Annotated in this window: 16 protein-coding genes and 1 pseudogene; 8 read left to right on the top strand and 9 right to left on the bottom strand. The window is 41.6% G+C overall.

What is annotated here, in order from left to right:
• Positions 1 to 44: 44 nt before the first annotated feature.
• Positions 45 to 1,064, bottom strand: coding sequence for an acyltransferase family protein (locus tag ACEW80_RS25205; RefSeq protein ID WP_373529219.1), 1,020 nt, complete (start codon positions 1,062 to 1,064; stop codon positions 45 to 47).
• Positions 1,065 to 1,414: 350 nt separating this feature from the next.
• Here ACEW80_RS25205 and ACEW80_RS25200 point away from each other — a divergent pair, with 350 nt between their 5' ends.
• Together ACEW80_RS25200 and ACEW80_RS25195 are read left to right on the top strand one after the other, a co-directional pair.
• Positions 1,415 to 1,726: a BMC domain-containing protein gene (locus ACEW80_RS25200; protein WP_373529218.1), complete on the top strand. Its 312-nt coding sequence runs from the start codon at positions 1,415 to 1,417 to the stop codon at positions 1,724 to 1,726.
• 85 nt (positions 1,727 to 1,811) lie between these two features.
• Positions 1,812 to 2,159 carry a carbon dioxide-concentrating mechanism protein CcmK gene (locus ACEW80_RS25195; RefSeq protein WP_373529217.1) on the top strand — a complete coding sequence of 116 codons (348 nt, stop codon included), beginning with the start codon at positions 1,812 to 1,814 and terminating at the stop codon, positions 2,157 to 2,159.
• A 198-nt stretch (positions 2,160 to 2,357) separates the two neighbouring features.
• Here the strand turns inward: ACEW80_RS25195 and ACEW80_RS25190 are convergent.
• Positions 2,358 to 2,486 (bottom strand): annotated as a pseudogene (locus ACEW80_RS25190) (LPXTG cell wall anchor domain-containing protein); the annotation flags it as partial.
• Between the two features lie 219 nt (positions 2,487 to 2,705).
• Between ACEW80_RS25190 and ACEW80_RS25185 the strand changes: the two are divergent.
• A complete protein-coding gene (locus tag ACEW80_RS25185) occupies positions 2,706 to 2,939 on the top strand; it encodes a hypothetical protein (protein ID WP_373529216.1) in 234 nt (77 codons plus the stop codon).
• A 23-nt stretch (positions 2,940 to 2,962) separates the two neighbouring features.
• Here the strand turns inward: ACEW80_RS25185 and ACEW80_RS25180 are convergent, their stop codons facing one another.
• The 6 genes from ACEW80_RS25180 to clpS all read right to left on the bottom strand — a co-directional run bounded on the left by ACEW80_RS25180 (position 2,963) and on the right by clpS (position 6,364).
• The gene (locus tag ACEW80_RS25180) at positions 2,963 to 3,349 is read right to left on the bottom strand and encodes a type II toxin-antitoxin system VapC family toxin (protein WP_373529215.1); all 387 of its coding nucleotides are present in this window, start codon (positions 3,347 to 3,349) and stop codon (positions 2,963 to 2,965) included.
• Positions 3,346 to 3,573 carry a DUF2281 domain-containing protein gene (locus tag ACEW80_RS25175; RefSeq protein WP_373529214.1) on the bottom strand — a complete coding sequence of 76 codons (228 nt, stop codon included), beginning with the start codon at positions 3,571 to 3,573 and terminating at the stop codon, positions 3,346 to 3,348. The genes ACEW80_RS25180 and ACEW80_RS25175 overlap by 4 nt, the downstream gene beginning before the upstream one ends.
• A gap of 148 nt (positions 3,574 to 3,721) precedes the next feature.
• A complete protein-coding gene (locus ACEW80_RS25170; RefSeq protein WP_373529213.1) occupies positions 3,722 to 4,654 on the bottom strand; it encodes a S1 RNA-binding domain-containing protein in 933 nt (310 codons plus the stop codon).
• A gap of 173 nt (positions 4,655 to 4,827) precedes the next feature.
• Complete coding sequence (locus ACEW80_RS25165) at positions 4,828 to 4,968, bottom strand: hypothetical protein (protein ID WP_373529212.1); 141 nt, start codon at positions 4,966 to 4,968, stop codon at positions 4,828 to 4,830.
• 219 nt (positions 4,969 to 5,187) lie between these two features.
• Positions 5,188 to 6,018, bottom strand: a complete 831-nt coding sequence (locus tag ACEW80_RS25160) for a lysostaphin resistance A-like protein (RefSeq protein WP_373529211.1) — start codon at positions 6,016 to 6,018, stop codon at positions 5,188 to 5,190.
• A 64-nt stretch (positions 6,019 to 6,082) separates the two neighbouring features.
• Positions 6,083 to 6,364, bottom strand: coding sequence for an ATP-dependent Clp protease adapter ClpS (gene clpS, locus ACEW80_RS25155; RefSeq protein WP_373529210.1), 282 nt, complete (start codon positions 6,362 to 6,364; stop codon positions 6,083 to 6,085).
• Between the two features lie 301 nt (positions 6,365 to 6,665).
• On the opposite strand from clpS, the gene ACEW80_RS25150 reads away from it, so the two are divergent.
• Positions 6,666 to 7,031, top strand: coding sequence for a hypothetical protein (locus ACEW80_RS25150; protein ID WP_373529209.1), 366 nt, complete (start codon positions 6,666 to 6,668; stop codon positions 7,029 to 7,031).
• Between the two features lie 89 nt (positions 7,032 to 7,120).
• Here the strand turns inward: ACEW80_RS25150 and ACEW80_RS25145 are convergent, their stop codons facing one another.
• The gene (locus tag ACEW80_RS25145) at positions 7,121 to 7,321 is read right to left on the bottom strand and encodes a hypothetical protein (protein WP_373529208.1); all 201 of its coding nucleotides are present in this window, start codon (positions 7,319 to 7,321) and stop codon (positions 7,121 to 7,123) included.
• 470 nt (positions 7,322 to 7,791) lie between these two features.
• Here ACEW80_RS25145 and ACEW80_RS25140 point away from each other — a divergent pair, with 470 nt between their 5' ends.
• The 4 genes from ACEW80_RS25140 (at position 7,792) to ACEW80_RS25125 (ending at position 14,724) form a co-directional block, all read left to right on the top strand.
• Entirely contained in the window at positions 7,792 to 8,121 is a 330-nt protein-coding gene (locus tag ACEW80_RS25140) for an STAS domain-containing protein (RefSeq protein ID WP_373529207.1), read from the top strand.
• Between the two features lie 148 nt (positions 8,122 to 8,269).
• Complete coding sequence (locus tag ACEW80_RS25135) at positions 8,270 to 11,035, top strand: TIGR03960 family B12-binding radical SAM protein (RefSeq protein ID WP_373529206.1); 2,766 nt, start codon at positions 8,270 to 8,272, stop codon at positions 11,033 to 11,035.
• A 912-nt stretch (positions 11,036 to 11,947) separates the two neighbouring features.
• Positions 11,948 to 14,059, top strand: coding sequence for an Rne/Rng family ribonuclease (locus ACEW80_RS25130; RefSeq protein WP_373529205.1), 2,112 nt, complete (start codon positions 11,948 to 11,950; stop codon positions 14,057 to 14,059).
• An 8-nt stretch (positions 14,060 to 14,067) separates the two neighbouring features.
• Complete coding sequence (locus tag ACEW80_RS25125; RefSeq protein ID WP_373529204.1) at positions 14,068 to 14,724, top strand: ribonuclease HII; 657 nt, start codon at positions 14,068 to 14,070, stop codon at positions 14,722 to 14,724.
• Positions 14,725 to 14,866 lie beyond the last annotated feature (142 nt).

The following is a 14,866-nucleotide window of genomic DNA, read 5'->3' as shown; positions in this document are numbered from 1 at the left end:
GGGAAGGGGCTGGGGAGTAGGTTTTTGATTACTGAATCGATATTCTAGATAACAAACTGCTTTAAACGAGTTAACTTTAATAAATAAATTGATAGAACAGTAAAAAATACAACGAAAAATCCTTCAATTATATATATTTCCCTCAAAGGAGTTCCAAAAATTCCTATATCTTTGTCAACTTTATAAATATTAATTAACAAAAAGAATAAGTATTGCCAATATTTATGTAATGAAAACAAACCAAGAGAGTATTTAGATAATTTTTGTACTAATAAATTCTCTTTTATTTCTTTTCGAGAATGAACATAACAAAAAATAGTCATTGCTCCACAAATAATGGCAATTCTTCCATAGATACTTAAGTGATAGCCAAATGTACGCAAATAGATGTCATGGAACGAAAACAGTATAAATGCAATTAGGTAGTAAAATTTGAAGCTTAATACTTTATTAGGAAAATTAGCTAAGTGAAAAGCTATGGGTACATAAATAACAAAATTTACTAACCAATAATAAGGAATACGGATATTTAGTAAGCAACTGGCTTCAAAATAAAATAAACAAAATATTCCTATTGTACAAGATACAATTCTTTTTAAATAATCTGATTTTATCAGTTGATACAAAAAGGCAAGACTTGTTAAACAAATTAGATTAAATAGAAAATAAAAAACTGAATCACCAACAGTTGGTAAGCTTGGTTGTAAGCCTGTAATGATTTTCCATGAAAAACTAGGAATTGTTCTCGTAGCACTAATAAAAAATATATTCTGAACAATCACCCAAAATAAATAAATTTTAATTAACTTAGTAATTCTTCTTTGAAAATATTTTACGCTATCAGACTTTTGAAAAAATAAGTAAAGAGAAACAATATAAAAAATCGGAACGGCAGTTAAAGATAATTGTAGTTCAAAATCCCTCAAAATTTTAGCAAAAATATGCACAGTAACAGGAGTAGAATCATTTATAATAAATTGAAATGGTCGTAAATGCCAGATAAAAACAAAAACAATGCTTAACGCTTTTAAGACATCCAGACTATGATTTCTTTCTATTCTCATAGCTATTTCTCTATAAACTGACTTTTTAGGAAATTTTTAAATCTACGCTAATGAGCTACTGTTGTCAAGACAGGTTTGCGATCGCTATAACTATAGAATTCGCTAAAATTCTGTCAAAGTAACAATAAATTTCAGTTTATCGTACTATTTTTCATGCATCGCTAATTTTGTTCGACCTAATGTACTGAGGTATTATTTGTTGTAAATAACACATAAGCCAGCAGCTATTAAAAACATTCTCACTCCCTCAGAATTCCTGGTATTAAAAGAAAGTTTTCCAAAATGTCAAAATTGGGACTAAAGCCACGTACAATTAAAGTCGCGTATCCCTTAATCCAGGAGCTAATGCCATGCCAATGGCCGTTGGCGTAATTGAAACTTTAGGTTTTCCTAGTGTCTTAGCAGCAGCAGATGCAATGGTCAAAGCTGCCGCAGTCACAATTGTCTATTATGGTCAAGCCGAAAGCGCTCGTTTGTTAGTCGCCGTTCGGGGACACGTTGCTGAGGTAAAAAGGGCTGTTGAAGCCGGAATAGCTGCTGGAGAGGAAGTAAAGGTTGGTGCAGTAATCACCCACTACATCGTTGCCAATCCTCCAGAAAATGTGGAAACCATATTACCAATCCATTTCACTGAACAATCAGAACCTTTTCGCATCTTCTAAGCAATTTTGCTATCAAAATCTGTAGCAAAGCTTCGGACAATTAATTTGTAGCCCACATATCGTTTATTCATACAGGAGATTAATTATGTCATTACAGGCAGTTGGCGCACTTGAAACTAAGGGTTTTCCTGCGGTGCTAGCAGCAGCAGATGCTATGTTAAAAGCTGGTCGAGTTACCCTCGTTGGTTATATCAGAGTAGGTAGCGCTCGGTTTACTGTTAATATTCGTGGCGACGTTTCGGAAGTAAAAACCGCGATGGCTGCTGGTATTGAAGCCGCAGAAAATGTTTATGGCGGTACCTTAGAATCCTGGGTGATTATTGCTCGTCCCCATGAAAACGTTGAGGCTGTTCTGCCAATTGCTTACACAGAACAAGTCCAACAGTATCGAGAATCTGTAGAAAACCCCATTAGATTATCAAATGGTCGATAAAGTCAGATTAATATTTTAATTTTCATATTTCATATATGAAGCGATCGCCCAGATTGCCCTTGCTGCTGTTTAATAGTGTTAGATTGCCTCATCGTTTTATTCCCATCCGTTAGAGCTTCTAGAGCATTTATTACTAAGTATTGCTCTTGTGTGGGTTCCAAAAATGGTAAGTGTGTATGTAAGCCAGTGCCAATCTTATCAGAGAGGCGCTCGCTCAGTTGGCCTACGTATCCACAAAGCTAGTACACTCATTAACAACACCCCCATCAATCCTTGCAGGGGATTATTATTCACACCAGTTACCCAATCAGAAACTTGACCGCCGAAAGCCAATCAAACAATTCAGATGAAGAAGAGTTTGACCCAGTAACAGACCCAAGGGATTAGTCAGCAGCAGAAACAGAGTTAGCTTGTTTTGCGCTTGCCATGTTTAATAGTGTTAGATTGTGCGATCGTTTTTATTCCCACCCGAAGGTCACTACTTCGCCATTTCGCAATATTCTTAGCTATTGTTAAAACTTTTGCAGATGAAGCAGGTAAAAATTTGTGAGTTTACAAAAAATTATCAAACTAGCAAAGCAACTTTCAACCGTGGACAAAGTACGTTTAATCCAGCAAATTGTTCCTGATATAGAACGCGAGTTAACAGATAAACTGTCTACCCTTCCTCGCCAATCCTTATGGGCGCTATGTGCTGATTTAGGAAACGCACCTTCCGCAGAGGAGATTGATGCAACTCGTAGTGAAGAATGGGCTAGCTTGCCACGGAAGGATATTTGATGCTGTGTGCTGTAGCCACTTTTTCATGACCAAACCCGCTGAACATTATAGGCATCAAAAGCCGAATCACGACTAATCAAAACAAGGGAATGATTCATTGCCTGTGCTACCAGAATACGATCAAACGGATCTCGATGATGCAGTGGTAAATAACGGAATTGAACAGTATCGGTAAAGGTAATAGGGAGAATCGTTATACCCGCAGCAATTAGTTTAGGTTCAATCTCTTCAAAAGCACCCTGTAGGGATAGTTTTCCAATGTTGAGTTTAATCGCCATTTCCCAAAGACTTGCAATACTAAAGAAAACAGCCTCAGCAGATTCAATCTTTTCTCTAGTTAATACTGGCAGGGTTGCATCATTCGAGACAAACCAGATAAAAGCATGAGTATCCAATAGTAATCTATTCATTCCATATATTCTTTCATATCTTCAAGCGGCTCATCAAAGTCATTAGGCAATGGCAGAACAAACATTCCTTTCATCGTTCCAGCAACACGACGCTTGTTTGTCAGCTTTTCTTCGGTAGAGTTTTTAGTGTGCTTCTCTATCAAAAACTCAATGTAATGAAGCACTTCTGTCTGAAGAGACTCAGGGAGTTCTTCTAATTTTTCTAAAATGACTGGCTGTATCATTGTTTTTTCTCCTTGGCAATTTTTATGAAAAACATGACAGCTATATTTGTTTGAATGTCAAATACATTTTAATACGGTTCGGATAAGCACTTGAACTCAGTATCAGAGGCTTTTAGCAGTCCGTTGCACTAGAATTGTGTTGTGATACCTAACTTCCACAACTCTCTAGAACAACTTGACCGTTTTCAGGATCTATTTTAATGATCTTTGCCTTTAAATGGTCATTAATTTTGAATAATTGGTTTGGATGGTCAACAGATGGATGGAACATTTTTGAGGTCGGCAACAAAGCATATAAATCTCCAATATCAACGAACACACCATAGTTTTTGATACCCCGTATAATGCCGCTAACAACCTGACCAACCTGCAATTGCTTGAGTCTGACTGAAACAGAGTGATGGAGCAGTACTAGGAAATTATCCTCCTCTCGCACTTTTATAATATTGAGTGGAAGTTCCTTCCCTACTACCAATTCTTCCCTCTGCTTATCAACATAAGTACGAATTGAGCTATATAAACCCTCAATTTTCAATAATGCACCCCTCGAAGTCTTTTTAAGGATTTTTCCATATACTGTTACGTCCTCAGCCTGTAATTGCCGTACCCGTTCCCATGCTTTTCGCATCTCTAGTTTGCGAATTGAAAAAGAAACTGTTGGTGGATGCTCTTGAGAACACAAGAACCACTGAATAGTTGCTGAGACTCCGTTTCCATGAACATCACGAATTTTAGTGTGTACGATCAGGTCTTCTCTACTTATGGGATGACCACATTTTTCAGAAGCCAGATATAATACAGTCTCATACAAGCGATCGCTATCTTTCAGTGTCTCAGGTGAACAATTTGAGAAGTAAATATCGTGTTCGCCATCGTAATTTCCCACAACCAGAAATTCTCGGATTTCATTCAGTTGCACGGCTTCTTCTGGGGTCTGAATCTCATTGAGTGATAGCTCTAGTAGTGGAACATAAGCTAGTTGATCGGTATAAAAATCAACTAAAACACCTGTAGGCTCCAGCTTAATGATTTTTCCAGTGATGATATCGCCGAGTTGAAAGCTCTCTAAACTAAAGCTCATAGCATAGTGGGCTTAACATAACCCATTATAGAAACAATTTAGTCAGGGTGTTTTTAATGCTGCGTGCTGTAGCTGACACCCATGCAGTCATCTACATTTTTAGCGATTTGCGATTATCAATATATTCTTGTGGGAAAATTTGCCTTCCTAATACCAATGCTTCTTGCCTTTCCTCATCTGTCATATAATCCCTTAAGTCCCGTTGGGGTGCGTCGAGGATTTCCGCCTGCATCTAAATATCGCTGACGTGCGATCGCAAATAGTTCTAATATTCTTTGCGATCGCTGCTGTTTAATGGTGTTAGATTGCGTCATGGTTTTATTCCCATCCGAAGGTCACTACTTCGCCGTTTTGTAATATTGTTGCCAAGGGTAAAACAGTGCTAGGAGTTTGAATGTGCCAATACCCTGTGTCTTCATCATAATAATCTCCAAACAAGTAAATTTAGAGCTTCTAGGGCATTTATTACCAAGTATTGATCTTCTGTTGGTTCCACAAATGGTAAGTGTGTATGTAAGCCAGTGCTGATCTTATCAGAGAGGCGATCGCTCAGTTCGCCCCCGTATCCACAAAGCTAGTACACTCATTAACAACACCCCCATCATTCCTTGCAGAGGATTATTATTCACACCAGTTACCCAATCAGGAACTTGACCAGAATATTTCACTAATTCCCCAACATTAATAATGTAGTAGCCCCATACAAAACCACCATGCAGACCAATTGGTAAACCCAAGCGTCCCCTCCGCCAACGTTTTCCCCATACCTGCGTTAACCCCAGCAGTACTAAAGCTGGAAATTGCGGCAGTGTATGAATAATTGCCTCCAAGGGTTTAATAAAGTGCAATGTAGCAAACGCAGTTGCATCTGTCCACAGTGCCACACGCGGACTGTAATCTCGTTGTAATTCATCTAACAACCAGCCTCGGAATAACAATTCCTCAGCAAATCCGATGCCCAAGCCAACAAGTAAACCCTCTAAAATTACTTTCAGCAAAAAAACTTTCGGTTGTTGCCACACCAACCAACCAAACAAACTTTCTACCCCAAAAAGTATCAGAATATTAATTATGCCCATAGCCAAGCCACGCAGTAAATCCACACCGTTTTGTCGCGTGATTTCTAAGCCATAATGCCGCAGAATTTGGGGCTGCTGGTAGACATATTTGCCCCATAGTCTCAGGAGGAAAATAAATGCTGCATATAACAATACCAATGTCAATATACTTTCTAAGTTTGAATCATGCACTAGTAAGTATATTGGTGCAGCCAACGGCAACCATAGCAGCAATAAAGTAAAAATAAAACAACCCAGCCTAATTGGGGCAGGGCGTTCAGCTAAACGTACAAGGTTTTTTTTCATACTAAATAGGTCAAAAATCAGCAGTCAACACTCTAAATTTCGACTAATGACCAATGACCAATGACTATTCGTCAGGTTCAATCGTGCTACTTAAACCGTGACTTTTCAATGTTTCGCAATAGAACTCAGCATGTTCCTGAGCGCAAGTAATGACTAAAGCTAGCCCGTTAGTATGGGCTTCCATCATGATGCTAACAGCTTGGGGTTGGGTGAGGCTTGATACAGTGGTTATTAGTGACTGCACAACATGCTCCATCGAGTTGTAGTCGTCGTTATGGAGCAAAACGCGATACCGAGGCGCAAGCTTTCGGGATGTGGAACGCTTTTCAATAGTTTCAACTGACACGGTTCTTTGCTTTTTTCTCGTTAATTCACTACAACAAAGTCTCTGTCTTGCGATCGCTTAACAGTTATTTACTTATTGTATAGTATTTCTGTCCAGATAATATGCTAACAAAACCCTTAGCTGCCGGGGGATTGGTGATGTTAGTTTTGCCTACCCACTTGTAAGGCAGATGTCTTAGACATCGTTGCCGTGGTAATGCTAACCTAATGTTACAGAAGCTTCCCTTAAACATAACGCATTCTTAGTTTTAAGATTAAGGAAGTTGCAAAATAATCCTTGCCCCTGCCTAAACAGCGTGACGATGGACATGAGCCTAGATTTTCTTCAACCAGGACAAATTGTCTCTTTAGAGCATGGCGACAGGAATCTGTATGCAGAAGTCATTCAATTTGTGGTTTCCCGCCAGTTATGCTGGGTGCGTCCTTTATTAATGGTTACTTTGATTCAAGAATCGCCGCTAATTACCGATTTGCGAGATGCGTCTGACTTACTTTGGCCTGCCAAGTTATTTCGGCCAGCTTTAGACACAGAAGTAATTACCTTGTTGAGCCAAATTTTAGCGAAAGAACCAAAAACTGCACCTGACTCAGCTGCCAAACAGCAACTCAATCAGTTTATTCACCAACTTTGGCAAGTATACCAAAAGGGATTAGAAATTAGGGATTAAGGATTAGCGCTCTTTTATTACTCTTTTTAGTTTGAATCCAATTCACCTGATACTGATATAGTCAAGAAGCATCTATACCCAAATTAAGATTAATATCCCAGGCTAGGAACCAACTGAATTCGACCAGCATCCATCTCTGCCATTAATAATTCTAGGGCTTCGTAGTCAACGTCAGAAATATAACCCAGTTCCGTCAGTTCTGAGTTGATTTCATTTTCTATCTCAGGAGTTAGTTTTTTGATGTCAAGAGCTTTTTCTACCAATTTACGAATAGCGTACCTAGTTCTCATAAGTAATAATCCAACTGTATATGATACTAATTATCCCAGAAAAGTCTAGGTATAAAAAGTGATCCAAATACTAACTTACTAGTGATTTAGATCACCATTTAATTAGTCAAATAAATAATTCGCTATGACTTTGCCTTATGCCATCAGCAACGCTCAAGTAGGAGATTTAACTTACCTTTAAGACTTGGCTAATTAGCTTGAGTTCTAGAATCAGCAAATTTTCTCAGCATAGTTACGGATGATTTATCTGCTTTATGGCTGTCTATGTTGATTGTTTTGGAAGTTGGATAAAAAAAAAGTATATATCAACACATATTAACCTGGAATTATAACAATCTTTAAACAGAGATCCGAAAGCAATAAAGATTTGGCAAAGAAACCTAAGACATATGGTCGATGCAACAAAAAAAAGTTTATGTTCAAATAATCCTTAGCTTGACTGTTCAACAATTCTTAATAGGATCTAAACTATGCAGGCAGTGCTTAACTATCCCAAGATTGCAGTTATTCGCCCCCAAGGCTCTTTAAATGCTGCAAACGCCTTGGAATTTGAACGAGATATGACCACAGCGCTAGCACAAAATGATGTTTCCATCTTGGTAGTAAATCTAGCAGCAGTAGAATCCTTAGACAGCGCCGGGTTGATGGCCTTTTTATCTGCACACAAGCTGGCTATTAGTTTAGGACGGAGTTTCCGACTTTGCGCTGTTGCTCCGTCAATTAGAATTATTTTTGAACTGACGCAACTCGATAAGGTGTTTGAAATATTGGATGGTGAAGTTGAGTTGACTGCAACATAACTTTATGTAAAAACAGCAAGGTTCGCGTAAGGACTGGACTTTATGTAAAGGAATTGTAAGTTACAACGATAAACTCTGTTAGAAAACCTCATTCAATGCTAAGGTTGGTTTTGAGTAGCTGTAATTAAGGTAGCTAGAAGATAGCAGAGTGGCTGTTGCAGTTGAAAAATTAATAACATCGGATATTTTAAAACCAGGACGTTACCTGGGTAATGAGCGTTTAGCAGTACACAAATCTTGGGATATGGCAGCAATACGCTGGGTTTTAACATACCCAGAAGTATATGAAGTCGGTGCATCCAATTTAGGGCACATTATCCTATACAACATTTTGAATGCTCAACCACGCCAATTGTGCGATCGCGCCTACCTACCAGGGCAAGACCTGGCAGCCAAACTACGCGAAACTAATACCCCATTATTTGCAGTAGAGTCAAAGCGATCGCTTACAGAATTCGACATTTTAGGCTTTAGCCTCAGTTACGAACTGGGTGCAACTAACATCTTAGAAATGTTGGATTTGGCTGGAATTCCCTTGACGTGGCGAGAGAGGCAAAAGAGCAGGGGAGAGTTTACCGATACCCAATCCCCATTTCCGCTGATTTTTGCTGGTGGGCAAACAGCGACATCGAATCCTGAGCCTTACGCTGACTTCTTCGACTTTTTCGCCCTTGGAGATGGAGAGGAACTGCTCCCAGAAATTGGTTTGGTGTTGGAATTCGGCAAACAATCAGGATTGAGTCGGGAACATCTATTACTGGATTTGGCACAGATCCCAGGTGTGTATGTCCCCCAATTTTACGACATGGCAGAGGATGGCTCAGTTCATCCTAATCGCCCAGACGTACCCAAACGAATTCTGCGACGGGTTGCAACTCCCATACCAGCATATTCCATTGGGTTAGTCCCCTACGTAGAAACGGTGCATGACCGCTTGACCATTGAGATTCGACGTGGTTGTACTCGTGGTTGCCGCTTCTGTCAACCAGGAATGCTGACTCGACCAGCACGGGATGTAGAACCCGATAAGGTGGTAGAAGCGATTGAACAAGGTATGCGGGCAACTGGTTACAATGAGTTTTCCCTACTATCTCTGAGTTGTTCTGATTATTTGTCCCTACCAGCAGTAGGGATGGAAATTAAAAATAGGCTAAAAAATGAAAATATTTCTCTGACTCTACCAAGCCAACGGGTAGACAGATTTGATGAGAATATTGCCAATATCCTTGGAGGTACCCGGCAAGGTGGACTGACTTTTGCTCCAGAAGCTGGAACTCAGCGGATGCGAGACATTGTGAATAAGGGTTTGACCAATGAAGAATTGTTGCGGGGAGTGAAAACAGCTTGGGAGCAAGGCTGGGATAAAATTAAATTGTATTTTATGATTGGCTTGCCGGGTGAAACGGATGCTGACATTTTGGGCATTGCAGAAACGGTAAGCTGGCTACAGCGAGAATGTTGGGGCAAGGGCAGAAAACCCCTAAACTTTAACCTGACAATTTCTAACTTTACGCCCAAGCCTCATACACCATTTCAATGGCACTCGGTTTCAACCACTGAATTTAAGCACAAACAAAACTTGCTACGCCAAGAATTCCGCCGGATAAACTCCGTGAAGGTAAATTTTACCGATGTCCGTATTTCGGCAATGGAAGATTTTGTTGGGCGAGGCGATCGCAGTTTGGGCAAAGTAGTGCGCCGTGCCTGGGAATTGGGTGCAGGTATGGATTCCTGGTATGAGAATTTAGATCGGGCTTTTAGTGCTTGGGGGTCTGCGATCGCCCAAGCTGGTTTAGATTGGAAATACCGCCAAGTGGAAAATGGCGAATGGAATTTGTTTCATGTACAAGAGCAGAAGAGATCGGCAGATGCGGAAAATAACCAACTCCTCACTCCTAACTCCTCACTCAGCACTCAGCACGGTCTAAACCCTAGCTATCCGCTAACAGCACTTCCAACTCCTCACTCAGCACTCAGCACTCAGCACTCAGCACTCAGCACTCCCCACTCCCTAGATATTCCCCTCCCTTGGGATCATATTGATACCGGGATTGACAAAAAGTGGCTCCAAGAAGACTTGCAACGCGCCTTAGCAGCGGCAACTGTACCCGACTGCTCTTTTGAAGGTTGTTCTCACTGTGGCGTCTGTGGCACCGACTTTGGCCATAACGTCGTGATTGAACCACCCGCTATCCCAAAATTCGCTGGCGAGTTTGTCCCCAACACAACTAAGGCACAACGACTGCGAGTTTGGTTTGGGAAACAGGGCAATATGGCTTTGGTAAGCCACCTAGATTTAATCCGTCTATTTGATCGAGTTGTGCGGCGAGCGGGCTTGCCAATCGCCTTCACTGGTGGGTTTCATCCCATGCCAAGGATTTCTCTAGCAACTGCTTTGGCTCTAGGGGCTACTAGCAACGGTGAAATTGCGGATTTTGAGTTAACTGTACCAATGGCAGTTGATAGTTTCCGAGAACTGTTGGCTCGTGAAATGCCCACAGACATACCTATATATCATGTGGAGCAGATAGATTTAAAAGCTAAAGCAGCTAGTCAACTGCTTGAAACCGCAGAATATTTAATTACCGTAGCAGCACTTGCAGAAGCAACATCTTTACAATGGCAAGACTGGATTGATACAATCAAAGCCAAAGATGAGCTTTGGTATGAGCATACAACTAAGTCAGGCAAGAGCCAATTAATAAATCTGCGCGATCGCTTGTTTGAACTGGAATTAGTAGAAACCTCCAAAAGCATGGCAGAATCTATATCTGTTATCCGTTATATAGGTAGCTATCGCCAAGAAGGGTTTTTATTGCGTCCTGAACAAATCCTGTTTATGCTAAGAATTGTGGCTAGTGTAGAATTTCAAATGCTGCATATCCACCGCAATCGGCTAATTTTAGGAGTATAATCCCTGTAGGGCAACTTGCTAGTACTTGTCCTAGCATTGCACATCGTAGGAATTGATTTTTAGCAAGGTTGCGTTAGAATGGGGTGAAGAGAAATTTTCTGGCGCTGCATTGAATTAGCTGGTTCACTACCCTGGTATTCAGGGGACGAAAGCAAAGATACTGGAGTGCAACTTCTAGGATTTTATCCTAGATAAACAAAAGGCAGGTTAAAGAATGCACACTCTCTCTCTAGCTACCTTGTGAATCAGTAACTAACAGCAGGCTCGGTTAAATTCTCTAAATCTATGCTTTTTAAACAACTGCTTAATGTCTAATCCCCAGTAGTGCCCAAGAGCCAGTGCATTACTTTTCTAGAGTTGTTCGCCCTACAGCCCTTTGGGCATCCTACGGCAGGCGTTCCCGTTCCCCGAAGGCTAGGGTAGTAACTGCCGTCGGTTATGCCGACTTCTAGACGTTCACAGACGCGCAAAGCGCGGCTTGCCTTAGGCTAGACCGGCTCAAGGCAGGGTGGCAACTGGCGCTACAAAGTTATAACCCTAAGAATAATCCGGGGAATGGAAAACAAAAATAGTTTCTTTTTCTTAACGACTTGAGTAGATTTCTCTCAAATAAAGCGTCTTGAGTTAAAATTCTCACTCAGGATTTAGAACTTTCAACTCAGAACTCTCTTTATTGAGGGTATTGCATCACAAATCAACCACGGACGGTTGATTTAGTTGCTAAAACAAACAATATGCAGCCGTTCTGTAATGATCAGCCGCGTAAACGCTCTTAAGAGCGCCAATAGCTATTTTACTTAGAAGCTCAGGTTTGCGATTTTTATTATCAGTAGCGCCTTTTGAGGGTTGTAGGGACAAAAAAGGTATAAAACCTCTAGACCTATTGGTGCTGCCAATTTTTGAGGAAATTGAATGCCAAAACAAATTATCATCGCGGAGCAGCACCAAATTGCTGCGGTTTTTTCTGAAGATCAAATACAGGAACTCGTTGTTGCTACAGGTCATCATCAAATAGGTGATATCTACTTAGGAGTTGTAGAAAACGTATTACCTGGGATAGATGCGGCTTTTGTCAATATTGGCGACCCAGAGCGCAACGGTTTTATTCACGTTACCGACTTAGGACCATTGAAGCTAAAGCGTAACGCAGCGGCAATTACAGAATTACTAGCACCACAGCAGAAAGTTTTGGTGCAAGTAATGAAAGAGCCAACGGGGACAAAAGGGCCTAGACTTACGGGTAATATCACCTTACCCGGACGCTACGTAGTACTGATGCCCTATGGTAGGGGCGTAAATTTATCCCGGCGGATTAAAAGTGAAAGTGAGCGCAACCGCTTGCGGGCACTGGCAATTTTGGTCAAACCGGCGGGAATGGGTCTGCTTGTGCGTACAGAAGCAGAAGGCAAACCCGAAGAAGCGATTATAGAAGATTTGGAAGTGCTGCAAAAGCAATGGGAGTCCATCCAGCAGGAAGCCCATTCCACACGTCCTCCAGCACTGCTCAACCGAGATGATGACTTTATCCAGCGCGTATTACGGGATATGTACGGCGCGGATGTGAATCGAATTGTCGTGGATTCGAGTACTGGTTTGAAGCGCGTCAAGCAGTACTTGCAGAATTGGAGTGGAGGTCAAACACCGCAGGGATTATTGATTGACCATCATCGCGATCGCTCGCCGATTTTAGAGTACTTCCGCATCAGTGCCGCGATTCGAGAAGGACTCAAACCCAGAGTAGACCTACCTTCTGGAGGTTACGTGATCATTCAGCCGACGGAGGCGTTAACGGTGATCGATGTTAACTCAGGTTCCTTCACGCGATCGGCAACAGCAAGAGAAACAGTTTTATGGACAAACTGCGAAGCTGCAACAGAAATTGCTCGCCAGTTGCGTCTGCGGAATATCGCCGGAGTGATTGTTGTTGATTTTATTGACATGGAATTACGACGCGATCAACTGCAAGTTCTCGAACATTTCAATAAAGGACTCAAAGCAGACAAAGCTCGTCCCCAGATTGCCCAACTAACCGAACTGGGTTTAGTAGAACTGACCCGCAAACGTCAGGGTCAAAACATTTACGAATTATTTGGTGAAACTTGTCCCACTTGTGGCGGTTTAGGGCACACCGTCCGTCTGCCTGGAGAAATCGAAAATCGATTGCCAATACCAGCAGAGACACCAGATCGGGAGCGTTTTGTATCCCTACCTCACCGAGAACCACGTCAGCCATCTGCCCGCATCCCCGAACCACGAGAAACCTATGATGGATTTGGGGAAGCGTTTGAAGGCGACTCGGAATTGGGCAACTTAAATCTGATCAATCATCCTAGTTATCAAGAACTTAATGATAACAAGCGTCGTACCCGCACTCGCCGCAGTAAAATTGGTATCAATGGATTCAATGGCAAAGATGAAGGCCCGGTTACTGCAAATCCACTGGCTTTTGTCAACGAGCCAGACTTAGACCTTGATGTTGAACCAGAACTAGGAGTTGTACCAGAGATTCCCTCACCCACCCTTGGTAAACCAGGTTGGAGTGAAAGAGTTGAAAGAGTAGAGCGCATTAAAGTTACTAAAGCAGAACCAATTAAACCAGTGGTAGAACCACCGGAGATTAGGACTGTAGAAATGACCCTCCAGGAACAGGATATGTTTGCTTTAATGGGAATCTCTCCCTTGGTAAAGTTAGAGCAAGAGATTAAAAATACCAAGTCTGTAATTATTAATGTGATTCAGCCTGGTCAAATGCCAGCGACGCCAACTGAATCAATCTCAGAATTAACTACTGCCCAAAAAGTAATACCTGAAGTAATTGCCAGCAGGATACCAATACCAAAAGTTATTGAGCCAGAACAAAAATCTTTGATAGAAGAGACAATTGAACCACCGGAGTTTACTGAAAACCCCTCAGAAGACTTATCGGCGATCGCGATCGCCGATGAAAATGAAAGTGATGCTAATAGCGCCGCCACTGCCAGCCGCCGCCGTCGTCGTCGTTCCTCAGCGCTCGAGGATAATTAATTTGCTTTATGGTAGAAACGTCGCCAGCACCCTTGGAAAAAGCCAGTTGGCTGGAGTTTTCTACCTTGTCAGAGATTTCAGGGTTGGTTGCAGGTGTGGACGAAGTAGGGCGAGGTGCTTTATTTGGCCCTGTGGTAGCGGCAGCAGTGATCCTACCAGATCATGCTTTGCCAATACTGATGGCAGCTAAAATTAAAGACAGTAAAAAGTTGTCTAATTCTCGTAGAACTCAGCTAGCGCAGCAAATTTGTGAGCTGGCTATAGACTGGAAAATTGGGTTTGCTTCCACTGCCGAAATTGACAAAATAAATATTTTGCAAGCGACGCTTTTAGCAATGAAGCGGGCTGTGCTGAAGTTAAAGGTACAGCCTGCACTTTGTCTGATTGACGGCAATCAATCAATAAAAGACTTGTTAGTGCCGCAACAAACAATAGTCAAGGGTGACGAGCGATCGCTCGCTATTGCCTCTGCTAGTATTGTTGCCAAGGTCTGGCGTGACGATCTAGTAGTGCGTCTAGCATTAAAATACCCTATGTACAACTTAGAGTCTAACAAGGGTTATGGTAGCCAGCGGCATTTGCTGGCTTTGCAACAATACGGGACATCGCCCCTACATCGTCAGTCTTTTCGTCCTTGCCAAATCAAACGTCTGAGTGTTGAGTGATTAAATAATTAGGGCTTGCTGAACAAAAGTGAAACATAGTCTAGGTAAGGGTTTTGAGCATTTTTTCACCAAGCAAGTGCAAGACTATAGCATCCAGAGGTTCAAAAACCTTGCACTTTCGTCGGCGAGCGCCGGGCAAATT

This window comes from Nostoc sp. (assembly GCF_041747015.1).
Lineage (GTDB): Bacteria > Cyanobacteriota > Cyanobacteriia > Cyanobacteriales > Nostocaceae > Nostoc.
Note: the sequence above shows the minus strand (reverse complement) of the source record. Positions and strands in the feature narration are given on the sequence as shown.

What these genes read in the sequence shown, in the direction of transcription:
- ACEW80_RS25205 (WP_373529219.1), bottom strand. Translation starts at nt 1,064, where the DNA reads ATGAGAATAGAAAGAAATCATAGTCTGGATGTCTTAAAAGCGTTAAGC.
- ACEW80_RS25200 (WP_373529218.1), top strand. Translation starts at nt 1,415, where the DNA reads ATGCCAATGGCCGTTGGCGTAATTGAAACTTTAGGTTTTCCTAGTGTC.
- ACEW80_RS25195 (WP_373529217.1), top strand. Translation starts at nt 1,812, where the DNA reads ATGTCATTACAGGCAGTTGGCGCACTTGAAACTAAGGGTTTTCCTGCG.
- ACEW80_RS25180 (WP_373529215.1), bottom strand. Translation starts at nt 3,349, where the DNA reads ATGAATAGATTACTATTGGATACTCATGCTTTTATCTGGTTTGTCTCG.
- ACEW80_RS25175 (WP_373529214.1), bottom strand. Translation starts at nt 3,573, where the DNA reads ATGATACAGCCAGTCATTTTAGAAAAATTAGAAGAACTCCCTGAGTCT.
- ACEW80_RS25170 (WP_373529213.1), bottom strand. Translation starts at nt 4,654, where the DNA reads ATGAGCTTTAGTTTAGAGAGCTTTCAACTCGGCGATATCATCACTGGA.
- ACEW80_RS25165 (WP_373529212.1), bottom strand. Translation starts at nt 4,968, where the DNA reads ATGACGCAATCTAACACCATTAAACAGCAGCGATCGCAAAGAATATTA.
- ACEW80_RS25160 (WP_373529211.1), bottom strand. Translation starts at nt 6,018, where the DNA reads ATGAAAAAAAACCTTGTACGTTTAGCTGAACGCCCTGCCCCAATTAGG.
- ACEW80_RS25150 (WP_373529209.1), top strand. Translation starts at nt 6,666, where the DNA reads ATGGACATGAGCCTAGATTTTCTTCAACCAGGACAAATTGTCTCTTTA.
- ACEW80_RS25145 (WP_373529208.1), bottom strand. Translation starts at nt 7,321, where the DNA reads ATGAGAACTAGGTACGCTATTCGTAAATTGGTAGAAAAAGCTCTTGAC.
- ACEW80_RS25140 (WP_373529207.1), top strand. Translation starts at nt 7,792, where the DNA reads ATGCAGGCAGTGCTTAACTATCCCAAGATTGCAGTTATTCGCCCCCAA.
- ACEW80_RS25130 (WP_373529205.1), top strand. Translation starts at nt 11,948, where the DNA reads ATGCCAAAACAAATTATCATCGCGGAGCAGCACCAAATTGCTGCGGTT.
- ACEW80_RS25125 (WP_373529204.1), top strand. Translation starts at nt 14,068, where the DNA reads ATGGTAGAAACGTCGCCAGCACCCTTGGAAAAAGCCAGTTGGCTGGAG.